At 67.9% G+C, this 23,983-nt stretch carries 24 protein-coding genes; 12 read left to right on the top strand and 12 right to left on the bottom strand.

Annotated features, from left to right (window positions below; genetic code table 11):
* Window positions 1-55 precede the first annotated feature (55 nt).
* Window positions 56-1,180, bottom strand: a complete 1,125-nt coding sequence (locus LQD00_RS20810; RefSeq protein ID WP_232719220.1) for a ferredoxin reductase — start codon at window positions 1,178-1,180, stop codon at window positions 56-58.
* Window positions 1,181-1,339: 159 nt separating this feature from the next.
* Between LQD00_RS20810 and LQD00_RS20805 the strand changes: the two genes are divergently transcribed.
* The 4 genes from LQD00_RS20805 to LQD00_RS20790 all read left to right on the top strand — a co-directional run bounded on the left by LQD00_RS20805 (window position 1,340) and on the right by LQD00_RS20790 (window position 5,927).
* Window positions 1,340-1,999 (top strand): TetR family transcriptional regulator, encoded by a 660-nt coding sequence (locus LQD00_RS20805; RefSeq protein WP_232719219.1) that lies wholly within the window; start codon window positions 1,340-1,342, stop codon window positions 1,997-1,999.
* A gap of 337 nt (window positions 2,000-2,336) precedes the next feature.
* A complete protein-coding gene (locus LQD00_RS20800; RefSeq protein WP_006867460.1) occupies window positions 2,337-3,515 on the top strand; it encodes an LLM class flavin-dependent oxidoreductase in 1,179 nt (392 codons plus the stop codon).
* 58 nt (window positions 3,516-3,573) lie between these two features.
* Entirely contained in the window at window positions 3,574-4,686 is a 1,113-nt protein-coding gene (sfnG, locus tag LQD00_RS20795; protein WP_232719218.1) for a dimethylsulfone monooxygenase SfnG, read from the top strand.
* On the top strand, window positions 4,683-5,927 hold the full coding sequence (locus LQD00_RS20790; protein WP_232719217.1) for an SfnB family sulfur acquisition oxidoreductase: 1,245 nt from the start codon (window positions 4,683-4,685) through the stop codon (window positions 5,925-5,927). Before sfnG ends, LQD00_RS20790 begins: the two co-directional genes overlap by 4 nt.
* Before the next feature lie 70 nt (window positions 5,928-5,997).
* Here LQD00_RS20790 and LQD00_RS20785 read toward each other — a convergent pair whose 3' ends face one another.
* Entirely contained in the window at window positions 5,998-7,206 is a 1,209-nt protein-coding gene (locus LQD00_RS20785) for a TerD family protein (protein ID WP_232719216.1), read from the bottom strand.
* Between the two features lie 101 nt (window positions 7,207-7,307).
* Here LQD00_RS20785 and LQD00_RS20780 point away from each other — a divergent pair, with 101 nt between their 5' ends.
* From LQD00_RS20780 to LQD00_RS20770, 3 genes are all read left to right on the top strand, one after another.
* Complete coding sequence (locus LQD00_RS20780; protein WP_406567079.1) at window positions 7,308-8,876, top strand: serine/threonine-protein kinase; 1,569 nt, start codon at window positions 7,308-7,310, stop codon at window positions 8,874-8,876.
* Window positions 8,876-9,793 carry a serine hydrolase gene (locus LQD00_RS20775; protein WP_232719214.1) on the top strand — a complete coding sequence of 306 codons (918 nt, stop codon included), beginning with the start codon at window positions 8,876-8,878 and terminating at the stop codon, window positions 9,791-9,793. Before LQD00_RS20780 ends, LQD00_RS20775 begins: the two co-directional genes overlap by 1 nt.
* Before the next feature lie 149 nt (window positions 9,794-9,942).
* On the top strand, window positions 9,943-10,788 hold the full coding sequence (locus LQD00_RS20770; RefSeq protein WP_232719264.1) for a hypothetical protein: 846 nt from the start codon (window positions 9,943-9,945) through the stop codon (window positions 10,786-10,788).
* A 10-nt stretch (window positions 10,789-10,798) separates the two neighbouring features.
* On the opposite strand, the gene LQD00_RS20765 is transcribed toward LQD00_RS20770, so the two are convergent.
* From LQD00_RS20765 to LQD00_RS20745, 5 genes are all read right to left on the bottom strand, one after another.
* Entirely contained in the window at window positions 10,799-12,130 is a 1,332-nt protein-coding gene (locus LQD00_RS20765) for a YibE/F family protein (RefSeq protein ID WP_232719213.1), read from the bottom strand.
* An 89-nt stretch (window positions 12,131-12,219) separates the two neighbouring features.
* Window positions 12,220-13,158, bottom strand: coding sequence for a MetQ/NlpA family ABC transporter substrate-binding protein (locus tag LQD00_RS20760; RefSeq protein ID WP_006867468.1), 939 nt, complete (start codon window positions 13,156-13,158; stop codon window positions 12,220-12,222).
* Window positions 13,159-13,228: 70 nt separating this feature from the next.
* Complete coding sequence (locus LQD00_RS20755) at window positions 13,229-13,936, bottom strand: methionine ABC transporter permease (RefSeq protein WP_232719212.1); 708 nt, start codon at window positions 13,934-13,936, stop codon at window positions 13,229-13,231.
* The gene (locus tag LQD00_RS20750) at window positions 13,933-15,006 is read right to left on the bottom strand and encodes a methionine ABC transporter ATP-binding protein (RefSeq protein ID WP_232719211.1); all 1,074 of its coding nucleotides are present in this window, start codon (window positions 15,004-15,006) and stop codon (window positions 13,933-13,935) included. The genes LQD00_RS20755 and LQD00_RS20750 overlap by 4 nt, the downstream gene beginning before the upstream one ends.
* A 13-nt stretch (window positions 15,007-15,019) precedes the next feature.
* Entirely contained in the window at window positions 15,020-16,477 is a 1,458-nt protein-coding gene (locus LQD00_RS20745) for an LLM class flavin-dependent oxidoreductase (protein ID WP_308196031.1), read from the bottom strand.
* A 92-nt stretch (window positions 16,478-16,569) separates the two neighbouring features.
* On the opposite strand from LQD00_RS20745, the gene LQD00_RS20740 reads away from it, so the two are divergent.
* The gene (locus tag LQD00_RS20740) at window positions 16,570-17,073 is read left to right on the top strand and encodes a mycothiol transferase (protein ID WP_232719210.1); all 504 of its coding nucleotides are present in this window, start codon (window positions 16,570-16,572) and stop codon (window positions 17,071-17,073) included.
* Between the two features lie 12 nt (window positions 17,074-17,085).
* On the opposite strand, the gene LQD00_RS20735 is transcribed toward LQD00_RS20740, so the two are convergent.
* Window positions 17,086-18,069 carry an AraC family transcriptional regulator gene (locus LQD00_RS20735; RefSeq protein ID WP_232719209.1) on the bottom strand — a complete coding sequence of 328 codons (984 nt, stop codon included), beginning with the start codon at window positions 18,067-18,069 and terminating at the stop codon, window positions 17,086-17,088.
* 53 nt (window positions 18,070-18,122) lie between these two features.
* On the opposite strand from LQD00_RS20735, the gene LQD00_RS20730 reads away from it, so the two are divergent.
* Window positions 18,123-18,848, top strand: a complete 726-nt coding sequence (locus tag LQD00_RS20730; protein ID WP_232719208.1) for an alpha/beta fold hydrolase — start codon at window positions 18,123-18,125, stop codon at window positions 18,846-18,848.
* Window positions 18,849-18,892: 44 nt separating this feature from the next.
* On the opposite strand, the gene LQD00_RS20725 is transcribed toward LQD00_RS20730, so the two are convergent.
* The gene (locus tag LQD00_RS20725; RefSeq protein ID WP_006357658.1) at window positions 18,893-19,309 is read right to left on the bottom strand and encodes a DUF6764 family protein; all 417 of its coding nucleotides are present in this window, start codon (window positions 19,307-19,309) and stop codon (window positions 18,893-18,895) included.
* A 143-nt stretch (window positions 19,310-19,452) separates the two neighbouring features.
* Between LQD00_RS20725 and LQD00_RS20720 the strand changes: the two genes are divergently transcribed.
* Window positions 19,453-20,385, top strand: coding sequence for an LLM class F420-dependent oxidoreductase (locus LQD00_RS20720; RefSeq protein WP_232719207.1), 933 nt, complete (start codon window positions 19,453-19,455; stop codon window positions 20,383-20,385).
* A 14-nt stretch (window positions 20,386-20,399) separates the two neighbouring features.
* Here the strand turns inward: LQD00_RS20720 and LQD00_RS20715 are convergent, their stop codons facing one another.
* The 3 genes from LQD00_RS20715 to LQD00_RS20705 are packed head-to-tail and all read right to left on the bottom strand — an operon-like array spanning window position 20,400 to window position 22,585.
* Window positions 20,400-21,128, bottom strand: coding sequence for a pirin family protein (locus LQD00_RS20715; protein ID WP_232719206.1), 729 nt, complete (start codon window positions 21,126-21,128; stop codon window positions 20,400-20,402).
* The gene (locus LQD00_RS20710) at window positions 21,128-21,610 is read right to left on the bottom strand and encodes a MarR family winged helix-turn-helix transcriptional regulator (RefSeq protein ID WP_232719205.1); all 483 of its coding nucleotides are present in this window, start codon (window positions 21,608-21,610) and stop codon (window positions 21,128-21,130) included. Before LQD00_RS20710 ends, LQD00_RS20715 begins: the two co-directional genes overlap by 1 nt.
* Window positions 21,611-21,613: 3 nt before the next feature.
* Window positions 21,614-22,585: a pirin family protein gene (locus LQD00_RS20705; protein WP_232719204.1), complete on the bottom strand. Its 972-nt coding sequence runs from the start codon at window positions 22,583-22,585 to the stop codon at window positions 21,614-21,616.
* A 128-nt stretch (window positions 22,586-22,713) separates the two neighbouring features.
* Between LQD00_RS20705 and LQD00_RS20700 the strand changes: the two genes are divergently transcribed.
* Complete coding sequence (locus LQD00_RS20700; protein WP_232719203.1) at window positions 22,714-23,094, top strand: hypothetical protein; 381 nt, start codon at window positions 22,714-22,716, stop codon at window positions 23,092-23,094.
* Between the two features lie 50 nt (window positions 23,095-23,144).
* On the top strand, window positions 23,145-23,981 hold the full coding sequence (locus LQD00_RS20695) for an alpha/beta hydrolase (protein ID WP_232719202.1): 837 nt from the start codon (window positions 23,145-23,147) through the stop codon (window positions 23,979-23,981).
* The last annotated feature ends 2 nt before the right edge of the window (window positions 23,982-23,983 follow it).

Genomic DNA, 23,983 nt, shown 5'->3' with positions numbered 1-23,983 from the left:
CTCCTGCTGGGTAGGAGAGTGGAATGGGTGGAGGTCGGCGCGCGGTGGCCGACCGTCAGATCTCGATGTCGACGGAACCGACCGGGGCGTTGATGCACAGCTGGATCTGTGTGTCGGACTCGGTGTCGGTCTCGCCGGTGAGCACGTTGCGGGTGCAGCCCGACTTCTTCACGGCGGTGCAGGAGAAGCAGATCCCCATGCGGCAGCCGTGTTCCGGGCTGAGCCCGGCGGCCTCGGCCTGGTCGAGGATGGGGCGGCCGTCGTTGGAAGCCGTTGCCCCCGACCGTGAGAACGTCAGTTCGCCCTCGACCGAATCGGGGTCGACGACCGTCGGTGCGGCCAGGGTGAACGCCTCGCTGTGCAACGGCTGCGAGATGCCGAGTTCGGCGTGCGCCTCGGCGACGGCATCCATCAGGGCCCGGGGTCCGCAGACGAAGACGTCGGCGTCGGCCAGACCGGGGATGTCGTCGAGGTGCGCGGCGGTGAAGTGGCCGTCGTCGTCCTCGCGGGTGTGGTGCATCCGGAGGTCGAGGTTGGGATGCTCGGCCGCCAGGGCGGCGAGCTCGGTGCGGTACGCGACCTCCGACGCCGTGCGCGCGTAGTGCACGAAGGTGATCGGTCCGGCGTATCCTCGGGCCACGAGTGTCCTCAACATTGAGAGCACAGGTGTAACACCGCTGCCGCCGCTGATGAAGACGGCCGACGTCGGGTCGGTCTCCGGCAACGCGAACTCGCCGTCGGCCTGGGACAGTCCGACCACATCGCCGGTCCGGGCCGCGGCGGCCAGGTGCTTGGAGACGAGGCCGTCGTCGTTGGCCGTGATGGTGAGTTCGATGTCGCCGTCCGGGCCGGCGGCGGCATTGGCCGGCGAGAAGCACCGGGTGTGCCGGACGCCGTCGATCACGACGCTGAGCTGCACGAACTGTCCAGCTTGATGGCCGCGCCACTGACGTGTCGGACGGATGGTGAGCCGTACCGTGCGGGGTGTCGGATGCTCGACTCGGACGATCTCGCCGCGCAGGTCGCGCCAGGTGAGCATCGGATCGAGCAGTTCGAGATAGCGGTCGACCGGATGCGGGGACAGTGCCGCCTCGACGATCGATCCGACCAGGCGGTTCCAGCGGCCGGGGCTGCCGGCTGCGGTGCCCGGGGTCGGGTTCTGGGAGGTGCGGATGCTCATGGATGGGCTCCGTTCACATTGTTTCGGTGTACAGATGTACACAAACGAGTGTGACATGTTGACGCCTGTACCCGTCAAGCGGAGATTCCTGTGATGGCCGTCACGATCGTCGGGAGGTCAGGGTCGGGGTCGAAGGCCGCGGCGAATACACTCGGCTGTGTGACACGCACGCGGAGTTCGGACCAGCGCGATGCGCAGACGCGTGCGGACAAGAAGAACCAGACGCGCCAGGCGCTCCTCGACGCCACGAGGTCGCTCGTCGGCGACCGCAGCTTCGGCAGCATCAGCCTGCGCGAGGTGGCCCGCGGTGCGGGCATCGTGCCCACGGCCTTCTACCGGCACTTCGCCTCGATGGAGGATCTCGGGGTCACGGTCGTCGAGGACTCGATGCGAGTCCTGCGTCGAGCTCTTCGCGAGGGGCGGCGTGATCTCGCCGCGCGTCAGGCCATGCCGACCGCCAAGAACTCACTCGACATCCTCTTGCGGCACGTCCGCGAGAACGAATCGCAGTTCCGCTTCCTGATCCGCGAGCAGCACGGCGGTATCGCGGAGATCCGCCGCGCCATCGACACCGAACTGCGGCTCTTCGCCAAAGAGCTGACGATCGACCTCGCCCGGATCCCGGACCTCGCCCCGTGGCAGCCGGAAGACCTCGAGATCGCCGCCGAACTCATCGTCACGATCATGCTGACCGCCGTGGCCGATCTGCTCGACGGCGAGTACCGCGGACGCGGCGCCGAGAGGCAGATCGTCGAGCGCACCGAACGGCAACTGGTGATGGTGTTCCTCGGAATGGGGCAGTGGCGACCGTCGGAGTGAACGGGTCGACGGTCGGGGTCTGACCAGGGCCCCTCCGAAGAGTGGGGCGACCGGCGCAGAATCGGGACCGTCGCGTGGCGTCGTCTGCGCGAAGTGCGGTCCGCATGGTGGCAGATCGGCCTCATTGCGCCGCTGACCTGCGCAAACACCGTCTCTACCGGACGTCATGGACCGTTGTCCACTTGGCGTCACACAGATTTCAATTGTGGCCTCGCGTCTCACCGGTGTCCGACACTTGGGATCGACATGTGTGTCGCAGCGCGGGTCATTCGGCCCGAGCTGCCGGTCACGCCTGCCGCTCCACCCCTGACGCTCTACGACGAAAGGTGCCCTCGCGGTGTCTCTGCATTTCCACTGGTTCCTGCCCACCTATGGTGACTCCCGCAATCTGATCGCGGGCGGGCACGGCAGCCAGATGAACGGGGACCGGCCGGCCGACCTTCGTTACCTCAAGCAGCTCGCGGGGGCGGCCGAGGTAAACGGCTTCGAAGCCGTCCTGACCCCGGCCGGACTCTGGTGTGAGGACGCGTGGCTGACCACCGCGGCGCTCATCGACTCGACCGAGAGCCTCAAGTTCCTGATCGCCTTCCGCCCCGGCCTCATCTCGCCGCTCCTCGCAGCGCAGATGTCGGCGACCTTCCAGTGGCATTCCGAGGGTCGCCTGCTGATCAACGTCGTCACCGGCGGCGAGTCGAGCGAACAGCGCGCCTTCGGTGACTTTCTGGCGAAGAACGCCCGCTACGAGCGCTGCGGCGAATACCTGGAGATCATCCGCCGGCTGTGGACCCAGGACGAGCCCGTCGACTTCGTCGGCAAGCACCTGCGCGTGGAGAACGCCCTCCTCGGCCGTCGCCCCACCCCGACCCCGCCGGTCTTCTTCGGTGGATCGTCGCCGGCCGCGGGTGACGTGGCCGCCAAGTACGCCGACACCTACCTCACCTGGGGTGAGCGTCCGGAGGCCGTCGCCCAGAAGATCGCCTGGATCAACGGACTCGCCGCAGCCCAAGGCCGGACCCTCGATCACGGCATCCGGTTTCACGTGATCGCCCGCGAAACCTCCGAGCAGGCGTGGGCCGAGGCCGAACGACTCCTCAACAACCTCGATCCGGAACAGGTCGCCGCCGCGCAGCGGAACCTCGCCCAGTCGGAATCCGAGGGCCAGCGCCGGATGTCCGAATTGCACGGCCGCGGTGCAGCTTTCGAAGTTTCGCCCGACCCGCGTTCGCTGGAGATCCACCCGGGCGTCTGGTCCGGCGTCGGTCTGGTGCGCGGCGGTGCGGGCACCGCACTCGTCGGTTCCTACGACGAGGTCGCGGAGCTCATCGGTGAGTACGCCGCCCTCGGTCTCGACCACTTCATCCTGTCCGGCTACCCGCACCTCGAGGAGGCCTACCACTTCGGTGAGGGCGTCCGACCGGCGCTCGCCCGCCGCGGCCTGCTCGACGCGGCCGATGCGCGTCCGAGTGAAGAGGTTCGCACCGCGTTCCTGCCCCGGCTCCAGGCCGCCTCGTCGTGATCGCACCGTCCTGACCGATCCACTCTCCACCTGAGAACCCACCTCCGGAGGTAACACCGTGTCCACCGACTCCATCGCGGACGAGATCAAGTTCGCCTACTGGGTGCCCAACGTCAGCGGCGGCCTGGTCACCAGCACCATCGAGCAGCGCACCGACTGGGGCTACGACTACAACATCAAGCTCGCCCAGACCGCCGAGAACAACGGCTTCGAGTACGCACTCTCGCAGGTCCGTTACGAGGCCAGCTACGGCGCCGAATACCAGCACGAGTCGACGAGTTTCAGCCTGGCGCTGCTCCTCGCGACGCAGCGACTGAAGGTCATCGCCGCCGTACATCCCGGCCTGTGGCACCCGGCAGTCCTGGCCAAGCTCGGCGCCACCGCCGACCACCTGTCCAAGGGCCGTTTCGCCATCAACGTGGTCAGCGGCTGGTTCAAGGACGAGTTCACCCACCTCGGTGAGCCGTGGCTCGAGCACGACGAGCGCTACCGCCGCAGCGGCGAGTTCCTCGAGGTCATCCGCAAGATCTGGACCGAGGACAACGTCGACTACCGTGGCGACTTCTACCGCATCCACGATTTCACCCTGAAGCCGAAGCCGCTCAACACCCCCGAGCGTCCGAACCCGGAGCTCTTCCAGGGCGGCAACTCGACCGCGGCGCGCAGCAACGGCGGCCGCTTCGCCGACTGGTACTTCTCCAACGGCAAGGACTTCGACGGCGTCACCGAGCAGATCGACGACCTGCGTGCCGTCGCCCAGGCGCACAACCGTTCGGTGAAGTTCGGCCTGAACGGCTTCATCATCGCCCGCGACACCGAGAAGGAAGCCCGCGACACCCTGCGCGAGATCGTCGAGAAGGCGAATCGTCCCGCGGTCGAGGGCTTCCGAGATGCCGTGCAGCAGGCCGGCAACTCGACCGGGGACAAGAAGGGCATGTGGGCGGACTCGAAGTTCGAGGATCTCGTCCAGTACAACGACGGCTTCAAGACGCAGCTGATCGGCACGCCGGAGCAGATCGCCGAGCGCATCGTGGCCTACAAGCGCCTCGGCGTCGACCTCATCCTCGGTGGCTTCCTGCACTTCCAGGAGGAGATCGAGTACTTCGGCGAGAAGGTGCTCCCGCTCGTGCGCGAACTCGAGGCATCGCAGACACCCGCAGCAGTGCTGTGACCGCTGTCAGTCAGGCCCGACCCGATTCGGCGGGCCGGGTCGGGTCGACCGCCGAAGCCCTCACCGTGGCAAGGGAATTGGCTGCGACGTTCGCGGCCGACGCCGCAGAGCGCGACCGCGACCGCCGGTTGCCGTACGCCGAGATCGATCGCCTGTCGGAGTCGGGTCTTCTCGCTCTCACGGTGCCCGCACGGTTCGGTGGACTCGACGTCGCGCCGAGCGTGCTGGCCGAGGTCGTCTCGATCCTTGCCGCCGCCGATCCGAGCATCGCGCAGATCCCGCACAGTCACTTCGTCTACCTCAACCTGGTGCGTCTCTCCGCGGGAGAAGCGTTGCAGGAGCGCATCTTCACCGATGTCCTGGCCGGTGGTCGGGTGGCCAACGCCCAGTCGGAGCGCGGCGGCAAGACCATCGCCGACATCTCGACCCGGCTGACCCCGGTCGACGGTGGCACCGGTCGTTTCGTCCTCGACGGTGAGAAGTTCTACTGCACGGGCTCGCTGTTCGCGCACACGCTCGCCGTCCTGGCGAAGCTCGATGCGCCTGCCGGTGACCTCGCACCGGGCGAGTATGTGGCGTTCATCCCGGCGGACTCGGCGGGCGTCGAGATCGTCGACGACTGGGATGCCGTGGGGCAGCGGACCACCGGCTCGGGAACCGTCCGGTTCTCCGGTGTCGAGGTGACCGCGGCCGACCTCGTGGCCCGCGCGTCGGCGACGTCGGCACCCACCGCCTATGGCGCGTACGCACAGCTGCTGCACGTCGCGATCGACGTCGGTATCGCCCGCGGCGCGCTGACCGAGGCCGTCGAGTTCGTGCGCACCAAGGCCCGTCCGTGGTTCGAGGCGGGCGTCGACCGTGCCGTCGACGATCCGCTGGTGGTCCAGCGTTTCGGCGAACTCGAGGTCGACGTCGCCACCGCTGAGGCGATGCTCGCCGCGGCCGGTCGCAAGGTCGACGAGGCGGTGGCCGGTTCGGCCGGTTCGCCTCGGGAGCTCGTCGCCGAGGCGTCGATCGCGGTGGCGCGGGCCAAGGCCGTGGCCGACCGGGTCGCGACGCCGGTGGCGTCGGCGCTGTTCGAGGTGAGCGGAACCCGCAGCGCCGCAGCCGGAACCAGGCTCGACCGCTACTGGCGCGATGCCCGGACCCACACCCTGCACGACCCCGTCCGTTGGAAGTACCAGCACATCGGTCGCTGGCTTCTCCGCGGAGAGGACCCGCCACTGCACGGCGTGATCTGAATCCGCCTGTACGGCAATCGCGTTGCGCTCGCTCCCGGCTCCCGGGGACGAACGCAACGCGATGTGCGTCCTACAGGTACCTGCCCACGTGGGGCAGTGCCTTCTTCGGGGTCTTGGCGTTGAAGCCGTCGCCGATCGCGCGCAGCCTCCACTCGCCGCCCTCGCGGCTGATGACGGCCATCGCGACCGCAGTGAACGGCATGCCGCCCTTGAGGGTGTAGCGCGCCAGCTCGGCCGAGGTCGTGTTGTCGACGAGCCGGCAGAAGGCGTTGTCTATCTCTTCAAAGGTCTGCCCGCGGTACGACGTCACGATGAACATCAGGGCGTCGATGTGCGGCGGAACCGACTGCAGCGCAACGTTGATGACCTCGTCGTCGCCCTCGCCCTCGCCGGTGAGGTTGTCGCCGGAGTGCATGATCGACCGGTCGTCGCTCGTGAGATGGCCGTAGTAGACCGTCTCGACGCACCGGCCCCCGGAGAACATCAACACCGACGCGTCGAGGTCGATGGCGCTCGACCGTCCGAACCGGCGGGTCACCGGGTCCCAGCCGAGACCCATGCGGATGTTGGTGAGGCGGACCCCGCCCTCCTTGCGGAGCGTGACCTTCTGACCCTTCGTCAGGTTGACCGGACGATCCTTGCTCAGGCTGATCTCCGGTGCCCGGGGCGGAGCCGGCGGCGGTGTGGGGGCCGGCGGGGGAGTCGGAGCGGGCGGGGCCGGCGGGGGAGTGACCGGCGGTGCGTAGGTCGGCGCGGCCTGGACAGGCGCGGGAGTGGGCTCGTCGTCGACGCTGACACCGTGATCGCGGACGAGGTCGGCGAAGCCGCCGGCATAACCCTGCCCGACGGCGCGCACCTTCCAGTCCAGATTGCGGCGGTAGATCTCGAGGGCGATGACGACCGATTCGGAGGTGAGGCCGGTGACGGTGTAGTCGTAGAGTTCGCGGCCCCCGGCATCGGTGACGCGCGCGACTGGCGGCGTGAACCGGCCGAAGGTCGAGCTCGGGTCGTCGAGCGTGATGACGGCCCGGACGGAGTCGATGTCCGCCGGGATCTGGTTGGTCGAGATGTGCAGGCGCGCTGGGCCGTTGGGCGACGGCTGCAGCGAGACACCGGGGCCATTGGGCTGGTTGTAGAACACGAAGTCGTTGTCACTGCGCACGACGCCGCGGTCGGTCACCAGCAGAGCCGACACGTCCGCGGCGGTCGCGAGGTCGACGGTGACGACGATCTGGGAGGTCGACAGCGGGCCGTTCTGGCCTTTGGTCAGCGAGGGCATGGTGCTCAGGGTAGTCACCGGCTCCGATGGCCTGCGAACGTGATCATCCGGGCGACAGATGCGATCGACCAGGCGACAGAGAAGTGTCAGTCGGGCAGCTTATGCTGCTCGTCATGACAGGAAGCCGGGTCGGCACGCAGTTCGGGCCATATCGTCTGGACGCGTTGCTCGGCCGAGGCGGCATGGGTGAGGTCTATCGCGCCTACGACACCACCAAGGAACGCACCGTCGCGGTGAAGCTGCTCAACCCTGGTCTCGCCGACGACGCCATGTACCAGGAGCGGTTCCGCCGGGAGTCGCATGCCGCCGCGCGTCTCGGCGAACCGCACGTCATCCCCATCCACGACTGGGGCGAGATCGACGGCGTGCTCTTCATCGACATGCGTCTGGTCAACGGCGAAGACCTCCGGGCGTTGCTCGCCCGCGAGACGAGACTGGAACCGGCGCGTGCGGTCTCGGTCGTCGAGCAGGTGGCGGCCGCGCTCGACGCCGCGCACGCCGACGGACTGACACACCGGGACATCAAGCCGGAGAACATCCTCGTAGACGCCAACGACTTCGCCTATCTCGTCGACTTCGGAATCGCCTACGGCGCCGACGACACCCATCTCACGCAGACCGGTACCGCTGTCGGCTCGATCGCGTACATGGCGCCGGAGCTGTTCGACGCGGCATCGCCGGGACCCGGGACCGACATCTACGGCCTCACCTGTGTGCTGTTCGAATGCCTCACCGGCCAGGTGCCCCATCCGGCGAAGACCGTGAGTGCCGCGATCAAGGCGGCGGTGCTGTCGCCTCCGCCCGCACCCAGTTCGGTCAACGCCGAGGTCCCTCCGGCGATGGACGCGGTCATCCGCAAGGGCCTCGCCGCCGACCCGTCCGAGCGCTACCGGTCGGCGCGGGAACTGGCCGCGGCCGCCCGTGCAGCACTGACCGGTGTCTCGCTCGAGAAGGCGCCCGCCGACCCGGCGACCAGCATCATCAAGGCGCCCCACACCGTCATCGCACCCGTCGACTCGGCCCACGAACCGACTCAGATCCGCCAGACGACCGGTCCCGAGAACGCCCCCGGAACCCGGCAGATGTCCGGTCCGCAGACCTTCGGTGAGTCGCAGCAGATCGCGGCTCCGCCGTACTACTCAGGGCCCCAGCAGTATTCAGGGCCCCAGCAGTATCCGGCCGCCTACGGACCGCCGCCCGGTTATCCGCCCTATCCGCAACCCGGGCAGCGGCGCTCGGCCGCGATACCGATCCTTCTCGGTCTGATCGCGATCGTCCTGGTGGGCATCGCCGTCGTCGTCGGCATCCTGCTCGCCGACTCGGGTGGCGGCAGTTCGGAGCAGGCCGCCGAGCCGACCACCCCGACCGTCACCGAGACGGTCGCCCCGCCGACCGTCGAGAACGCACCCCAGGGGCCCCGCGCACCGGCGTCGCCGCCGCCGGGGTCCGCGCCGTGCGACGGGACGGTCGGAGTGGGGACGTCGGTGACCAGCTGTCCGTTCGCCTTCGCGGTCCGCGACGCGTACTTCCGCGCGGGACAGGACCGGTCCCCGCGGGTGGTGACCGCGGCGAGTCCGGTCACCGGCCAGTCGTATGCGATGAGCTGTGTCCCCGAGGGCGCGATCGTGGCATGCCGCGGCGGGAACGACGCGGTGGTGCACATCTACTGATGACGACTCCACAGCGGATGAAGTCCGTGGCAATGGCCCTCGGTTGTGTCGTGGCCGTCGCCGCCGGGTGCACGACCCCCGCCGATCCGGCTCCGATCAGCCCGGTCACCGTGACCGTGACCTCCACACCGTCGGTGCCGCAGACACCGTCGACCTCCGTCGGGGCTCCCGGGGCGCCGTCGGGTTCTGCCCCGTACGGCGCACTGGCCGCGAGCTTCCGGAAGGTCGCGTCGTCGACCGGGCTGACCGTCGGCATCGCGGTCGCGCCGGTAGGTGGCGATGCGGTCCCCGCGCTGACCCTGGGGGACACCACTCCTCGGGTCGCGTGGTCGACGATCAAGGTGCCGCTCGCGGTCGCCGCCGAACGTCAGAACGGGCCGATCCCCGCCGCCTCCGCGGCGATCATCAACTCCGACAACGGCTCCGCGGAGGCGCTGTGGTCCTCGCTGGGCGGCGGCCAGGCGGCAGCCGACTCGGTCACGGCTGTTCTGCGGGACGGTGGTGACACCACCACCGTCGTCCCAGCGACGCCACGCCGACCGGGATACACAGTCTTCGGGCAGACGATCTGGGCGCTGCCCGACGCCGCGACCTTCACCGCACACCTCCCATGCCTCGACGGTGCGCGGTCGGTGGTCACCCTCATGGGGGAGGTCGCCGGAAACCAGCAGTGGGGTGTCGAGGTCATGCAGGCGCCTCGGGCCACCGCCGTGAAGGGCGGCTGGGGCCCGGGGATGTCGGACGGATACCTCGTGCGGCAGATCGGCCTGTTCACCTACCGCGACGGTCAGCGGACAGCGGTGGCGATGAGCTCGGTCGGCGGATCGATGACGGCGGGGATCGCGGCACTGAATGCGGTGGCCGGCTGGCTCGACGCCAACATGACCCGGTTGCCGCGCGGCCGCTGCGACGCCTGACGACGGCTCCCGGTCGCAACAAGGTCCCGATTGGGTATACGAGCTGGTCACCCGTCCAACGGGCGCAGTAGTCTTCTGTTTCTAAAGTGACTCAGGAGAATATTGTGAAAGTTGTGACTCGGTGCGCGTTGGTCATCGGAGCCTTGATGATGTCCGTCGTCGTCGGAACCGGGAGCGCCAACGCGGTGCCGCTCCCAGCGCTACCGCCGCTGCCCGAACCGTTCGCATCCTGGTTCACCCCGCCGGAGCCCGTCGAGAAGAAGCTGGCCAAGAGCTACGCCGCACTCCAGAAGTCGATGAAGAAGTCGCTCCCCGGACAGCTCGGCGTTGCGATCGCACCGATCGGCGGCGACCAGGTCATCTCGCTGGGATCGCTCAAGGCGGGGCGGGCGTGGTCGACGATGAAGGTGCCGGTCTCGCTGGCGGCCCAACGCAAGCGCGGGCCGGCCGTCGCGGTGATGGAGAGCAAGGCGATCACCTTCTCCGACAACGACGCCGCGGGTGAGCTGTGGGGTGTGCTCGGCGGTGGTCATGCCTCTGTCGACGCCGTGACCGCGGTGCTCCGCGAGGGGCACGACACCCGGACGCACGTCTCATCGGAGGTCGACACCCCGGCGTCGTTCCCGGGTTACACCTCGTGGGCGCTGCGTGATCAGGCGTTGTTCGGTGCGCACCTGCCGTGTCTTCCCGGTAGCGAGAACATCATCCGGTTGATGAGTGATGTCGCCCCGAATCAGCAGTGGGGGATCGCCGAGGTCGGCCGGAACAAGGGAGCGGTGACCGCCGTCAAGGGCGGCTGGGGACCGGCCACGTCGAAATCCGGCGGCCACCTGGTGCGTCAGCTCGGCATCATCAGCACGGTCGACGGTCAGGTCGCGGTGTCGATGGCGGCGATCCCGCGGAGCGGATCGTTCACCGACGGCACCAAGATGCTCACCCGACTCGGCAACTGGCTCGGCAAGAATCTGGCCGAGCTGCCCAAGGGTCGCTGCTGAGCGGTCGGACTCAGCTCGCCGCGTGCGCGGGCGCGGACGCGGGTGTGCCGGCGGGGCGGCAGAGGGCTGCGGCGATCGCGGTGGTCAGCGGAACCGACAGGGCGATCGCAATGCCGCCGACGAAGGATCGGGCCAGTTCGACGGCCACCACGTCGGTGGTGAGCAGGCCACCGAGCGGTTGCTGAGCCACCGAGAACAGCAGCATCAGCGGCAGGGCGCTGCCGGCGTAGGCGAAGACCAGCGTGTAGACGGTGCTCGCGATGTGGTCGCGGCCGACGCGCATCGCAGCCTTGAAGGTCGCGAGCCGGGTGGGTTCACCGGCGGCGGCCAACTCGAAGGCCGCCGACGCCTGCGTGATGGTCACGTCGTTGAGGACGCCGAGCGTGCCGATGATGAATCCGGCGAGCAGGAGGCCGCTGACCGAGATGTTGCCCTGATAGACCTGCAGGTTGGTGGTCTGGTCGCCGGACAGGCCGGTCAGGTTCATCGTCTTGATCGCGAGCCAGCTCAGCAGACCGGCCATCAGCAGTGAGGTCAGGGTGCCCAGAAGGGCCGAACTCGTGCGGAGGCTGACGCCGTGCGCGAGGTAGAGGACGACAAACAGGATCACCGCCGAGGACACCACCGCGACGGCGACCGGAGACGAACCGTCGAGGATGGCCGGCAGGGTGAACACGCCGAGGACGATGAAGGCGAACGCGAGGCCGATGATCGACCGGAAGCCGCGCCATGCCGCGACCAGCACGATGGCCGCGATGAACAGGATCGCCCAGATGATCGTGGCGGTGCCGCGCTGGAAGTCGAAGAACGTGTACCGGTCGCCCTCCGGGCCGGGGACAGTGGACAGGCGGATCGCGTCGCCGACGTGCAGCGTGGGCTGACCGGCCTGGGGTTGGTCGAGCGATCCCGGTACGGGCGCGCCCGCGGGGCCTGGTTCGGCGCCGGACTGTGCGCCCTTGGTCGGGATCTCCAGCACCGTGTACCGCCCCTCGACCTCGCCGGAGTCGAAGCGCACCGCGTTGAGGATGCAGGGGCCGTCGGCGACCGGGTTGACGGGGATGTCGGCGGTCTCGAGGACCGCGCCCGCCGCCGGGTTCAGGCAATTGGCGCGGAACTGGTCGACGACCTCGCCGTTCACCGTCTGGATCGACCCGCCGTCGGCCGACCGGAACTGGGTGGGCACCGGATGCTCGGCATCCGACGGCCACAGGACGACCATGCCGATGGCCACGGCCACCGCGGTGACCGCCAGTGTCCCGATGACCAGCCACCGGGCGAACGGGGACAGTGTGTGGGAGATGTCGGTCAGCGAGTGCGGGTGACCGTGATGTTTGCGCTCCACGCCGGTGAGCCTATGCGGAAGCGCCCGGATCGCGGTATGCGACCCGGGCGTCCGGCGGTGGTGCGTGGAAACGCGTCACAGATCGTGACCTACAGCGGCAGGAGGATGTTCTTCACCTGCGGATCGGTGGCCAGGAACTCCTGCACGGCGGGATCTTTGAACGCGGCGACGAGGTTCTTGATGTTGTCGGTGTTCTCCCACTCGGTCCCGATGGTCAGCTGTCCGGCGAACTCGTCGGGTGCCGGGGGAGCGTAGATCTGCTTCTCGATCGGGATGTTCGCGGCCAGGTAGTACTCGGTGTAGCCGACGGTGGCGTCGAGATCGGCCAGCGATCGGGACTGCGCGGCGAAGTCGAGCAGCACGAACTGCAGGTTGCGCGGGTTGGTGGCGATGTCCTTCTGGGTCGCCTTCCACTTGTCGATGCCGGGCTTGAGGGTGATCAGGCCGGCGCGCTCCAGCAGCCAGAGGCCCTGGGCCTCGTTCGCGGGATCGGAGTAGAGCGAGACCTTCGCGTTCTGCGGGAGGTCCTGGGGGGTCTTGTACTTGTCCGACCAGATGCCGAAACCCCAACGGAAGACGGGCGTGGCGGCGACTTCCTTGAAGTCGGGGTTGGCCTCGAGGACCTGTGACAGCCACAGCTTGTGCTGGTAGATGGTGCCCGCGACCTCGCCGTCGCTGACCGCGCGATTCAGGGTCGTCGAGTCGGCGAGGCCCTTGAACGCGACCTTGATGTCGTACTTCGGCGCGACCTCTTCGGCGATGAACTCGACGAGGGCCTGCTCGGCGGCGTTGCCCTCGGCGGTGACCACGGTCAACGTCGCGCCCGGGGTCTCGTTGGGGGAGGCCTCATCCGAGCCGAGGAAGCGCCAGCCCAGCACACCGGCGAGCACGGCGACGACGACCAGGGCGCCGGCGATCAACGGCCAGCGTCGCCGCTTGGAGATCTCGATGTCGGAATTGCCTGCAGGAGGCGGTGTTTCGGACGAGGTGCCCGACACGCCGGTGGCGGAACCGGTGTCTTGAGACATGGCTGGACCTTTCAAGTGTGTGGTGGAGGTGATGTAAGGCGAGTGTGTGCGACGACCGGGAGGCCCGGGGTCAGTGGTTGACGCGCTTGGAGGTCACCGGGTTGAGGCTGCGCGCGAGCGCGTCGCCGGCCAGCTGGATGAGCGCCACGGTGATCACGAGGACGATGATCGTGGCGACCATGACGCCCTGGTCGAATCGCTGGTAGCCGTAGGTGACCGCCACGTAACCGAGGCCGCCGGCGCCGATCGTGCCGGCGATGGTCGAGTACTCGATCATCGCGATGGTGTTGATGGTCAGGCCGCCCACGATGCTCGGCAGTGCCTCGGGAACCTGTGCCTTCCAGATGATCTGGGCGTTCGATCCGCCAGAGGCGCGGGCGACGTCGATCGTCGACGCCGGCACCGACCGCAGCGAGTTCTCCACGATGCGGGTGAAGAAGGCGATACCGGCGATCGACATCGGGACGACCGCCGCGGCGATTCCGATGTTGGTGCCGGTGACGAGGCGGGTGAACGGGATGATCGCCGTCATCAGCACCAGGAACGGCAACGAGCGGCCGATGCTGATGACCCACGACAGCGGCGTGTGCAGCGCACGGTTCTCGAAAAGCCCGCCGGGGGCGAGGTTGTGGACCAGCGCGCCGAGCGGGACGCCGACGACGAGGACGACGACCATCACGATGCTGACCATGAGGACCGTGTCGATGAACGCCGGCCACAGCAGATCGGGGATCTCGCCGAGCGGCACGGTGATGGCCGCCAGGTTGATCGTGCTCATGCTGCCACCTCCGCCTTCTTCTTCTCGAGCGCGTCGCTGGCGGCCCGGTCCTCGAGACCGCCGACGGGATCGGTATCCGGTGCAGGTGCTTCCCCGACGCGCGCGGCGAGTCCGAGTTCGCTTGCCGCACCGACGAATGCCGACGCATGGCCGGCCGGGACGGAGACGGTGAGATCGCCGAAGGCGGTGCCGTCGATGGTCTGGACATTGGCTCCGAGGACCGAGATCGCGATGCCCAGGCTTCCGCCGAGGCGGGTGAGCCAGTCGGCCGGCACGGTCGTCGAGTTGTAGACGACGTTGACCGCGGTCTGGTCGTCGGTCGCGGACGCGCTGGGGCCCCGGGGCCGGAGAGCCCGTCCGAGAACGGAATCGGGGTCCAACACGAGCTCTTCGAGACGTCCGTGCTCGACGATCCGACCGTGGTCGAGTCGACCGACGGTGTCGGCGACACGCACGATGGTGTCCATCTCGTGCGTGATGAAGACGACCGCGAGGCCCAACTCGTCCCGGACCTCGGCCAGCAGCCGGAGGAAGGTGTCGGTGGCGGCCGGGTCGAGTCCGGAGGTGGCCTCGTCCGACAGCAGCACCGACGGCTTCAGCGCCAGTGCACGTGCGATGCCCACACGTTGACGCTGCCCGCCCGAGAGCTGGTGGGGGTACAGGTCGGCCTTGTCGGCCAGGCCCACCAGGTCGAGCAGGTCGGCGACCCGTGACCGGGTGGACGCCTTCGTCGCGCCCAGGTATTCCAGCGGCAGGGCGACGTTCTGGGCCGCGGTCCGCCGCGAGAGGAGGCTCGCCGACTGGAAGACCGTGCCGATCCGGCGCCGGGCGTCGCGCAGTCCGGAGGTGCCGAGGGCGGTGAGGTCCTCACCGTTGACGACGACCTTGCCCGACGTAGGGCGTTCCAAGAGGTTGAGGCAGCGTGCGAGCGTGCTCTTGCCTGCGCCGGACGGGCCGACGACGGCGAAGATCTCGCCGGAGTCGACGGTGAACTCCACTTCGTCGAGAACAGTGGTCGGGTTCGGCGAACCGACCCCGAAAACCTTGGTGAGTCCAACGACTTCGATCATCGTGCGGTCCCGATCACTTCGTCCCGGCGGCGGCGAGGCGGTTGCGCTCACGGATCGAGTCGTCGATCGTGGAGTTCACGCCGCCGACCCGGTAGGTCGAACCGCGGTGGTTCTCGGGCAGGTGGTCGCCACGGCCGAAGAGCTTGTGGCGCAGGGTGCCCGGGACGTACTCACGGTCGTAGACGCCGCGGCGCTCGAGGGCGGGGATCACGTGGGTGACGATGTCCTCGAAGGAACCCGGGGTGACGGCGTAGGCGACGTTGAAGCCGTCGACGTCGGTCTCGGCGACCCAGTCCTGCAGCTGCTCGGCGACCTCGTCGCCCGAGCCGATCAGGACGGGGCCCATACCGCCGATGCCGCCCCAGGCCGCGATCTCGCGGACGCGCCATTCCTCGCCGCTGTCGGAGGCCTGCTGGAACGCCGCAACCGCCGACTGGATGGCGTTGCTCTCCACGTTGCCGATCGGCTCGTCGATGTCGTAGCTCGCGAGGTCGATGCCCATCCATCCGGACATGAGGACCAGCGCACCCTCTTCGCTGGCATAGGACTGGTATTCGGCGGCTTTCGCGCGCGCCGCCTCGGGCGTCGAGTCGGTGATGATGGTGAGCAGCGTGTAGATCTTGGCGTCGTACGGATCGCGGCCTGCCAGGACGAGTTCCTCGCGGATCTGGCTGACCACGTTGCGCAGGATCGCCTTGGTCGGCGCACCGACGAAGATCGCCTCGGCGTTCTCTGCCGCGAAGCGGCGCCCGCGGGGAGAGGCACCGGCCTGGTAGATGACCGGCGAGCCCTGCGGCGACGGTTCGGACAGATGGATGCCCGGGACCTTGAAGTGCTTGCCCTCGTGACCGATGTGGTGGACCTTGGCGGGGTCGGCGAAGATGCCCGCCTCGCGGTCGCGACGCACCGCGTCACGCTCCCACGAACCCTCCCAGAGCTTGTAGAGCACGGTCAGGTACTCGTCGGCGTGGTCGTAGCGGTCGTCGTGCGCGAGCTGGTCGTCGTCGCCCATGTTGCGTGCACCCGACGGCAGGTAACCGGTCACGACGTTCCAGCCGACACGGCCCCGGGTCAGGTGATCGAGCGTCGACATGCGGCGCGCGAACGGGTAGGGATGCTCGAAACCGGTTGCGGTGGTGACGCCGAATCCGAGGTTCTCGGTCGCGTGCGCCATCGCCGAGACCAGCAGGAGTGGGTCGTTGACGGGGATCTGGGCGCCCTGGCGGATCGCGGCTTCATCGGTGCCGGACAGGACGTCGTAGGTCCCGAGGACGTCGGCGATGAACAGGCCGTCGAAGCCGCCGGTCTCCAGCAGACGGGCGAGATCGACCCAGTAGTCGATGGTGTTGTAGTTCCACGACCGGTCGCTCGGATGGCGCCACAGGCCCGGGGACTGGTGCGCAACGCAATTCATGTCGAAGGCGTTGAAGCGGATCTTGCGGGTGGAGCGCGTGCCGTTGTCGGGGGTCACGGCAGGCTGGTTCTGTTCGGACACCGGAGGAATGATGCTGACGGATCTGCAGACCCGCCATCTTTGCGCGCACGGCGAACTAAAATTGCCGCATGCGCGCCACAGATGTGCTAATCGACGGTCTCGGACGCATCTCCGAGAATGTTCACGCGGTGCTCGACGACGCGGATTCGGAGGTCCTGAATCGGGCGCCGGCGCCGGGCGCCAACACCATCGCCTGGCTGGTGTGGCATCTCGCGCGTGTCCAGGACTCCCACATCGCCGATGTCGCCGGCACCGACGAGGTGTGGGTGACCGGCGGATGGGTCGACCGGTTCGCCCTGCCCTTCTCGCCTGCCGACATCGGTTACGGCCATTCGGCCGAGGAGGCGGCGCGCGTCGTCGTCGACGATGCCGGCTTGCTCCGCGACTACTACGACGCCACACACGCCGTCAGCGTGGACTACATTGCGTCGCTGGCGGATTCGGATCTGGACCGGGTTGTCGACACCAACTGGGACCCGCCGGTGACGCTCGGTGTCCGGCTGGTCAGCGTCGTCGACGACGACGCGCAGCACATCGGGCAGGCCGCCTACCTGCGAGGCCTGTTCTCCTGAACGACTTCGGCGTCAGTCGCGAAGGGTCTGTGACGGCAGTCTTCCGTAGCGAAGGCGGTACATCTGGGAGAAGCGGCCAAGGTTGCCGAAACCCCACGAGTGGGCGATCTCCGCGACGGTGACGGTGGACGGGTTCTCCCGGAGAAGCCGATGGTGCGCGCGTTCGAGACGCGTCTGTCGGAGATACTCCGTCGGGCTCATCTGCAGATGCTGCCGGAATCCCTCCTGCAGTGCGCGGACACCGACCCCGGCGGCGACGGCGAGCCGTGTGGCGGTGAGGTCCTCCTCCGGTGAGCGTTCGATGAGTTCGACGGCCTTGCGGATCTGGCGCGGCACAGCGGGCCGGTCGTCGCCGGAGGTGGCCAGTAGCGGATGGGTTGCCACGAGTGTGGTCGCGATCATTCGCGACATCTGTCCGCTCAGAAGTGGTGAGCGGCTCAGTTCGCCGGCCATCCGGGCATCCCGCTCAGCGAGTGCGACGACGGACTGCCAGCTGCGCGCCGAGGCCGGTGTCGCGGGGTCGCCCAGTCCGAACCGCACCGGGCGAGAGGTTTCGGCGCCCATGAGCTGGGCGGCCTCGACGACGGAGGCGAGAGGTAGTCGGAGAGTTCGGAGTTGGCAGCTGTGCCGCCAGGTGAGTTCGAACGGGCGATAGGAGTCGATGGCGACGGATTCGCCCGGCGTGAGGGTGCGCGACTCGGCGCCCGATCGGATCGTGAGCCGGCCCCGCATCGGCGTGGACACGAGCACCCAGGCCCCCAGCGGGTCCGGATCGATGCGTACGTCCGTGCCGTAACGGAGAGTGTGGATAGCGACGTCGGATACCGTGACCTCGGTTTGGACGGCTCGAAACTCCCGTGAGGTGCCTTCGACGTGAACACGGTGCGGGCAGTAGCTGCTGGCGAGGAGTTCGGCAGCCTCATCCGGATCTGCGGTGTCCACCAGGACCGGTGGCGGCGGCGTGCGCATCGCCAGTTCTGCTCGCTTTCCGGACATCTCCTGCGTTTTGTGGGTAGAGCGTCACTATATGCCGTCCATACGTTGTCCGTATGACTACGTTTGTCCTGATTCACGGTTCCTGGCACGACGGTCCGCTATGGGAGCCGGTGATCACCGAACTCGAGGCTCTCGGCCACACCGCATACGGTCCCACCGTTGCGGGTCACGGGAAGGGGGTCGACAAGAACGTGACCCACGATGACTGTGTGAAATCGATCGTCGATTATGTGGAGGCCAACGATCTGGCGGACTTCGTGCTCCTCGGTCACAGTTACGGCGGTACCGTGATCGCCCGTCTCGCCGAGGAGATCCCCGAGCGGATTCAGCGGTTGATCTTCTGGAATGCCTTTGTGCCGCAGCCGGGCAACAGCCTGATGGACGAGGCTCCGCCTCACTACCGGGAACTGTTCACGAGCCTGGCGGCCGCCACCGATGACAACACCGTCATGTTGCCGTTCCCGGTGTGGCGGGAGGCCTTCATCCAGGACGCCGATCTGGAGACCGCGACGCGGACCTACGAGCTGTTGTCGCCGGAACCGCTGCAGCCGATGGCCGACAAACTCGACCTCACGCGGTTCTACCAGAGTGAGATCCCGAAGAGTTACATCAACGCGACGGAGGACATCGCGCTGCCGCCGGGTGAGTGGGGCTGGCACCCGCGGATGTCGTCGCGGCTGGGTATGTACCGGCTCGTGCAGCTGCCGGGTTCGCATGAGGTGATGTTCACCAATCCGAAGCTGCTGGCAGCGAAGATCGTGGAAGCGGGCCGACCCTAGGGCTCCAGGCCGGTCGCCTCATTCGCACCCGTGGGTGCGAAGGATCAGGACCTGCAGCCCTTGAAGGTCTGGAAATCGCCGGCAAACGCGGGGCCGCCCTTGCAGGTCGGGGCGTTCTTGCCGTCGACGACGACCTCGGCGCCCGGCCCGGCGATGCCGATGGCCAGGCCGCCGCGCACACCGGTCATGGTCACGGTCGCACCGGGGCCGAGTGCGATGGCCGCGGGTCCGGCGAAGTTGTCCGCAGTCGAGGTGGCCTTGCCGCCGTTGTCGGTGATGGCGAGCGCGAGACCGTTGGGGCCCGACTCGGCGCTGCAGGAGGTCGTGGATGAGCTCTGACCGGGCAGGGCCGGACACACCGACGGTGCTGCACCGGCCGACGGGGCGGCGGCGAGCGATACCGCGGTGGCACCTGCCGCCGCGACGACAAAACCGAGGGCTGTACGCGCAACTGTCTTCATTTTCGGACTCCTTTGTCGAGTACTCGGCGAGTACCGGGTTGGGGTGTCGTGCATATGCGATTCGGATTCGCCGCGGGGCCGGATGGGCGGCCGGGGAAATCGTCCCGCACGAGGTGGATGCCCATTGCGCGTAAGTTGAAACTGTGCAATTGCGAACTTTCACCGAACCCCAGCAAGGTGCGACCTACGATCAGCTGCTCGCCGTGGCGAAGGCGACCGAGGATCTCGGCTACGACGCCTTCTTCCGTTCCGACCACTACAGCGGCATGGGTGGCGACGGGTTGCCGGGCCCGTCCGACGCGTGGATCACGCTGGCGGGTCTCGCGCGTGAGACCTCGCGCATCCGCCTGGGCACGCTGGTCTCGTCGGCCACCTTCCGTCTCCCGGGCCCGTTCGCGATCGCGGTCGCCAACGTCGACCAGATGAGTGGCGGCCGAATCGAACTGGGGCTCGGGGCCGGCTGGTACGAGCCCGAGCACAAGGCCTACGGGATCCCGTTCCCGTCGATCAAGGAACGGTTCGATCGTCTCGAGGAGAGCTTCGAGATCATCACCGGCCTGTGGGGCACGCCTGAGGGCAGTCAGTTCGATTACCGCGGTGAGCATTTCCAGATCAGCAACTCCCCGGCACTCCCGAAGCCGGTGCAGAACCCGCGTCCGCCGATCATCGTCGGTGGCAGCGGAAAGAAGCGCACGCCGGCGTTGGCGGCGCGGTTCGCCGATGAGTTCAACGTGGTGTTCCAGCCCGTCGACGTCGCTCGCGAGTTGATCGGCAACGTGCGCGCGGCCTGTGCCACGGCAGGGCGTCGTCCCGAGACGATGACGTACTCGGGAGCTCTCGTCTTGTGTTGCGGCAGTACCGAAGCCGAGTTCCGGCGTCGCGCCGAGGCGATCGGCCGGGAACCGGACGAACTGCGTGAGAACGGCGCCGCGGGCACGCCGGACGAGGTCGCGGCCAAGATCGAGAGCTACCGCGAACTCGGTATCACCCGGATGTATCTCCAGACACTGGATCTCGACGACCTCGACCACCTCGACCTGGTGGCGTCGAAGGTGGCACCGCAGCTCGGCGGTTGACCCGGCAGGAAGGCTCAGGCGACGCCGGCGTGCATCTCCCAGAACAGGATCTCGGCTCCGCCGGGACTGTGCACGGAGATCTCGCCGGCGTTTCTGGTGCGTACGGCATCACCCTCGCCGAGGGCCGTGCCGTCGAGTTCGACGTCCCCTCGTGCGACGTACAGGTGACCGTAGGGTGCGTCGGGCAGCGTCACCGTCTTTCCGGCCGGCATCTGCGCGACATGCAGGGCGGCGGCGGAGTTGTTGATCGTCACCGGCGTCGTCGTCGCGTGGCGGGACAGTCCGGAGACGACCACCACGAGTTCGCCGGTCGCCAGCGCACCGGAGACGTCGGCCTCGGCGTATCCGGGTTCGAGGTCGGCCTCGTCGGGTGCGACCCACATCTGGACGACGCGAAGGTCGGTGCCGTCGAGGCGGCCGGTGGCGTTGCCCTCGCTGTGGGCGATCCCTCGACCGGCCGTCATGCGTTGCACCACTCCGGGTTTCAGGATTCCGTCGTTGCCCGTTGAATCGCGGTGGCGCAGTGCGCCTTCGAGAACCCATGTGACGATCTCGGCATCGCGGTGCTGATGGCGGTCGAGCCCCTCGCCCGCGTCGACCCGATCGTCGTTGTGCACGAGCAGGACTCCGTGGGCGTTGGCCGCAAGGTCGAAGTTGCCCGTCGCCGGGAAGGACTGCCAGGACTCGAGCCACTCGTTGCGCCAGTGGTGACGCTCGTCAGCCCGGATGATGGTGAGCGACATCAGGTCTCCTGATCTCCCGGGTGGGTGGCGTCGAGATGGGTGGCGAGTTTGTCCATCACCGCACGCAGTTCGCGTCCATCGGAGGGTCGCAATGCGGAGAAGAACAACTCGTCGACGCATCGACCGTGGTCGTGAGCGGCCTCGCGGAAGGCGGTACGCCCCGCCTCGGTGAGCACCGCATAACTACCGCGCCGGTCCTCGACGGCGCGTTCGCGTTGCAGCCAACCGCGTTTGACCATCGCGTCGACCTGGTAGGACAGACGCGACGTGGAGAAAACCATGCGATGCGACAGGTCTCGCATCCGCAGTCGGCCGCCCTCGCTCTCGTGCAGGATGAGCAACACGCTGTAGTCGGCGAGACTCATTCCGGCGGTGGCACGCAGGTCGTCGTCGAGCATGGTCTGCAGCCGCGCGGCAGTCTCGATGAAGACGCGCCACGCGGCCTGCAGATCGTCGGAGTCGCCGGTTGAGTCGGGGGACATCGATCAGCGAATGGTGTGCGGCATCAAGGCGTTCGGCGGGACGACGCCGAGTCGGCCGGCCTGGTAGTCCTCGACGGCCTCGATGAGTTGCTGCTTGGTGTTCATGACGAACGGGCCGTACTGGAACACTCGTTCGCGGATCGGCTGACCTCCGAGCAGCAGGACCTCCAACGCGGGACGGTTGCTGTCCTGCGAACCGTCGGCGGCCACGGTGATCCGGTCGCCCTTGCCGAGGACTGCGAGTGATCCCTGTTCGATCGGGCGGCCCTCGGCGCCGACCCGTCCGCGCCCGGACAACACGTAGACCAGCGCGTTGAACTCGGGATTCCACGGGATCGACACCGCCGCACCCGGTTGCACGGTGGCGTGGGCCAGGGTGATCGGCGTGTGCGTGGAACCCGGCCCGCGGTGGCCTTCGATCTCGCCGGCGATGATCCGGATCAGCGACCCGGCGTCCGGGGAGGTCACCAGACCCACCTGACCGCCCTCGAGATTCTGGTAGTTGGGCGGGAGGAACTTGTCCTTGGCGGGCAGGTTCACCCACAACTGGATGCCGTGGAACAGCCCGCCCGACTCGACCAGTTCGGCCGGAGGTGTCTCGATGTGCAGGATGCCGGACCCGGCCGTCATCCATTGCGTCGCCCCGTCTTCGATGAGGCCGCCGCCCCCGGCGGAATCCTGGTGGGCGAACCGCCCCTCGATCATGTAGGTCACGGTCTCGAAACCGCGGTGCGGATGCCATGAGGTGCCCCGCGGTTCGCCGGGCTCGTAGTCGACCTCGCCCATCTGGTCCATGTGGATGAAGGGGTCGAGGTCGGCTGCGGAGACGCCGGCGAAGGCACGCACGACCGGGAACCCTTCTCCCTCGTATCCGCGCGGTCCGCGCGTGACCGAACGGACGGGGCGTTCGATGGCGTCGACCCCGGGTGAGGACAGGCGCGTCAGGGTCAAGGTGTCGGCGGAGACGGCAGGCATGGGGTGCTCCTTCGTTCGGTAGTCGCTCAAATTTGAGCAACTCTGTGTGCCTCAACCCTCGGGGGCGTCGGACTATTCCTCTCGCGTTCGCTCTCCCGACGGACGACCGGTGGGCGATAATCCAGCCCATGGTCGACACCTCGTCATCGAAGCCGCCCGAGCGTCAGCGCATCAAGAAGCTGGCGCAGGCGGCATTCAACGCCGACGTGACGGTCGAGCAGCTCGAGGGAATCATCGCCGACATGGGCGAGACCCTGGAGGGCCTCGGCCCGACCATGGGCAATCTCGACGCGACGATCGAGAAGCTGGATGCGACGCTCGTGCGGATGTCGGGAACACTCGACAACGTGGATTCCACCGTCGGCCGGATGTCCGATGTCGTGGCACGTCTCGAACGGGTCGTCGCCCGGGTCGAGGTGCTGGTCGGCATCGGGGAGGCCGCGCTTCGTCCGCTCGGAGCGCTCGAGTCCGCGGGCAGGTCGGTCGCGGCACGGTTCGGCCTCCACTGATCCGGGTTCGGACGAGCAGGGCATACGAGCAGGCAACGAGAGAGCAGGGAATGACACCGGAAGAGCACAGTTTCCGCGGACCGCACGGCCAGACCATTGTCTACGACGTGCACCGGCCAGAAGGCGATCCGCGCGGCGTCGTGGTGATCGCCCACGGACTCGCCGAACACGGTCGACGGTACGGTCACGTCGCCCAGCGCCTCGTCGACGCGGGTTATCTGGTGGCGATTCCCGACCACATCGGTCACGGACGGTCCGGCGGCAAGCGGATGCGCCTGCGCCGCTTCGGCGAGTTCACCGGCGACCTCGACACCGTCATCGCCCACGTCTCCGACGACGCTCTCCCGACGTTCCTCATCGGGCACAGCATGGGCGGTTGTATCGCGCTCGACTACGCACTCGATCATCAGGAGAGGCTCGACGGTCTCATCCTGTCGGGTGCCGCGGTGCTGCCCGGGAACGACCTGTCTCCGCTCGCGGTCAAGGTCGCGCCGATTCTCGGGCGGATCGCACCGGGACTGCCGACCACCGCACTGAGTTCGTCGAGCATCTCCCGCGATCCGGCCGTCGTCGCGGCCTATGACGCCGATCCGCTGGTGTCGCGTGGAAAGATCCCGGCCGGGCTGGGCGGGGCGATGATCGCGACGATGCAGTCGTTCCCCGAGCGTCTTCCGTCGTTGCAGCTGCCGGTGCTCGTGATGCATGGCGGCGCCGACGCCCTCACCGACCCGAAGGGCAGCGAACTCGTCGAGCGGCTCGCGGGTTCGGAGGACAAGACGCTGGTCATCTACGACGACCTGTTCCACGAGATCTTCAACGAACCCGAGCAGGACATGGTCCTCGACGAAGTCGTGAGCTGGTTGGAGCGGCACTCGCCCGCGTCGTAGAG

This window comes from Gordonia metallireducens (assembly GCF_021245825.1).
Classification (GTDB): Bacteria; Actinomycetota; Actinomycetes; order Mycobacteriales; family Mycobacteriaceae; genus Gordonia; species Gordonia namibiensis.
This window is presented reverse-complemented; position numbering and strand designations above follow the sequence as displayed.

Bases quoted from the DNA above. Each gene is read 5' to 3' on its own strand.
- LQD00_RS20810 (WP_232719220.1), bottom strand. From the start codon at position 1,180: ATGAGCATCCGCACCTCCCAGAACCCGACCCCGGGCACCGCAGCCGGC.
- LQD00_RS20785 (WP_232719216.1), bottom strand. From the start codon at position 7,206: ATGCCCTCGCTGACCAAAGGCCAGAACGGCCCGCTGTCGACCTCCCAG.
- LQD00_RS20780 (WP_406567079.1), top strand. From the start codon at position 7,308: ATGCTGCTCGTCATGACAGGAAGCCGGGTCGGCACGCAGTTCGGGCCA.
- LQD00_RS20775 (WP_232719214.1), top strand. From the start codon at position 8,876: ATGACGACTCCACAGCGGATGAAGTCCGTGGCAATGGCCCTCGGTTGT.
- LQD00_RS20770 (WP_232719264.1), top strand. From the start codon at position 9,943: ATGTCCGTCGTCGTCGGAACCGGGAGCGCCAACGCGGTGCCGCTCCCA.
- LQD00_RS20760 (WP_006867468.1), bottom strand. From the start codon at position 13,158: ATGTCTCAAGACACCGGTTCCGCCACCGGCGTGTCGGGCACCTCGTCC.
- LQD00_RS20755 (WP_232719212.1), bottom strand. From the start codon at position 13,936: ATGAGCACGATCAACCTGGCGGCCATCACCGTGCCGCTCGGCGAGATC.
- LQD00_RS20750 (WP_232719211.1), bottom strand. From the start codon at position 15,006: ATGATCGAAGTCGTTGGACTCACCAAGGTTTTCGGGGTCGGTTCGCCG.
- LQD00_RS20740 (WP_232719210.1), top strand. From the start codon at position 16,570: ATGCGCGCCACAGATGTGCTAATCGACGGTCTCGGACGCATCTCCGAG.
- LQD00_RS20735 (WP_232719209.1), bottom strand. From the start codon at position 18,069: ATGTCCGGAAAGCGAGCAGAACTGGCGATGCGCACGCCGCCGCCACCG.
- LQD00_RS20730 (WP_232719208.1), top strand. From the start codon at position 18,123: ATGACTACGTTTGTCCTGATTCACGGTTCCTGGCACGACGGTCCGCTA.
- LQD00_RS20725 (WP_006357658.1), bottom strand. From the start codon at position 19,309: ATGAAGACAGTTGCGCGTACAGCCCTCGGTTTTGTCGTCGCGGCGGCA.
- LQD00_RS20715 (WP_232719206.1), bottom strand. From the start codon at position 21,128: ATGTCGCTCACCATCATCCGGGCTGACGAGCGTCACCACTGGCGCAAC.
- LQD00_RS20710 (WP_232719205.1), bottom strand. From the start codon at position 21,610: ATGTCCCCCGACTCAACCGGCGACTCCGACGATCTGCAGGCCGCGTGG.
- LQD00_RS20705 (WP_232719204.1), bottom strand. From the start codon at position 22,585: ATGCCTGCCGTCTCCGCCGACACCTTGACCCTGACGCGCCTGTCCTCA.
- LQD00_RS20700 (WP_232719203.1), top strand. From the start codon at position 22,714: ATGGTCGACACCTCGTCATCGAAGCCGCCCGAGCGTCAGCGCATCAAG.
- LQD00_RS20695 (WP_232719202.1), top strand. From the start codon at position 23,145: ATGACACCGGAAGAGCACAGTTTCCGCGGACCGCACGGCCAGACCATT.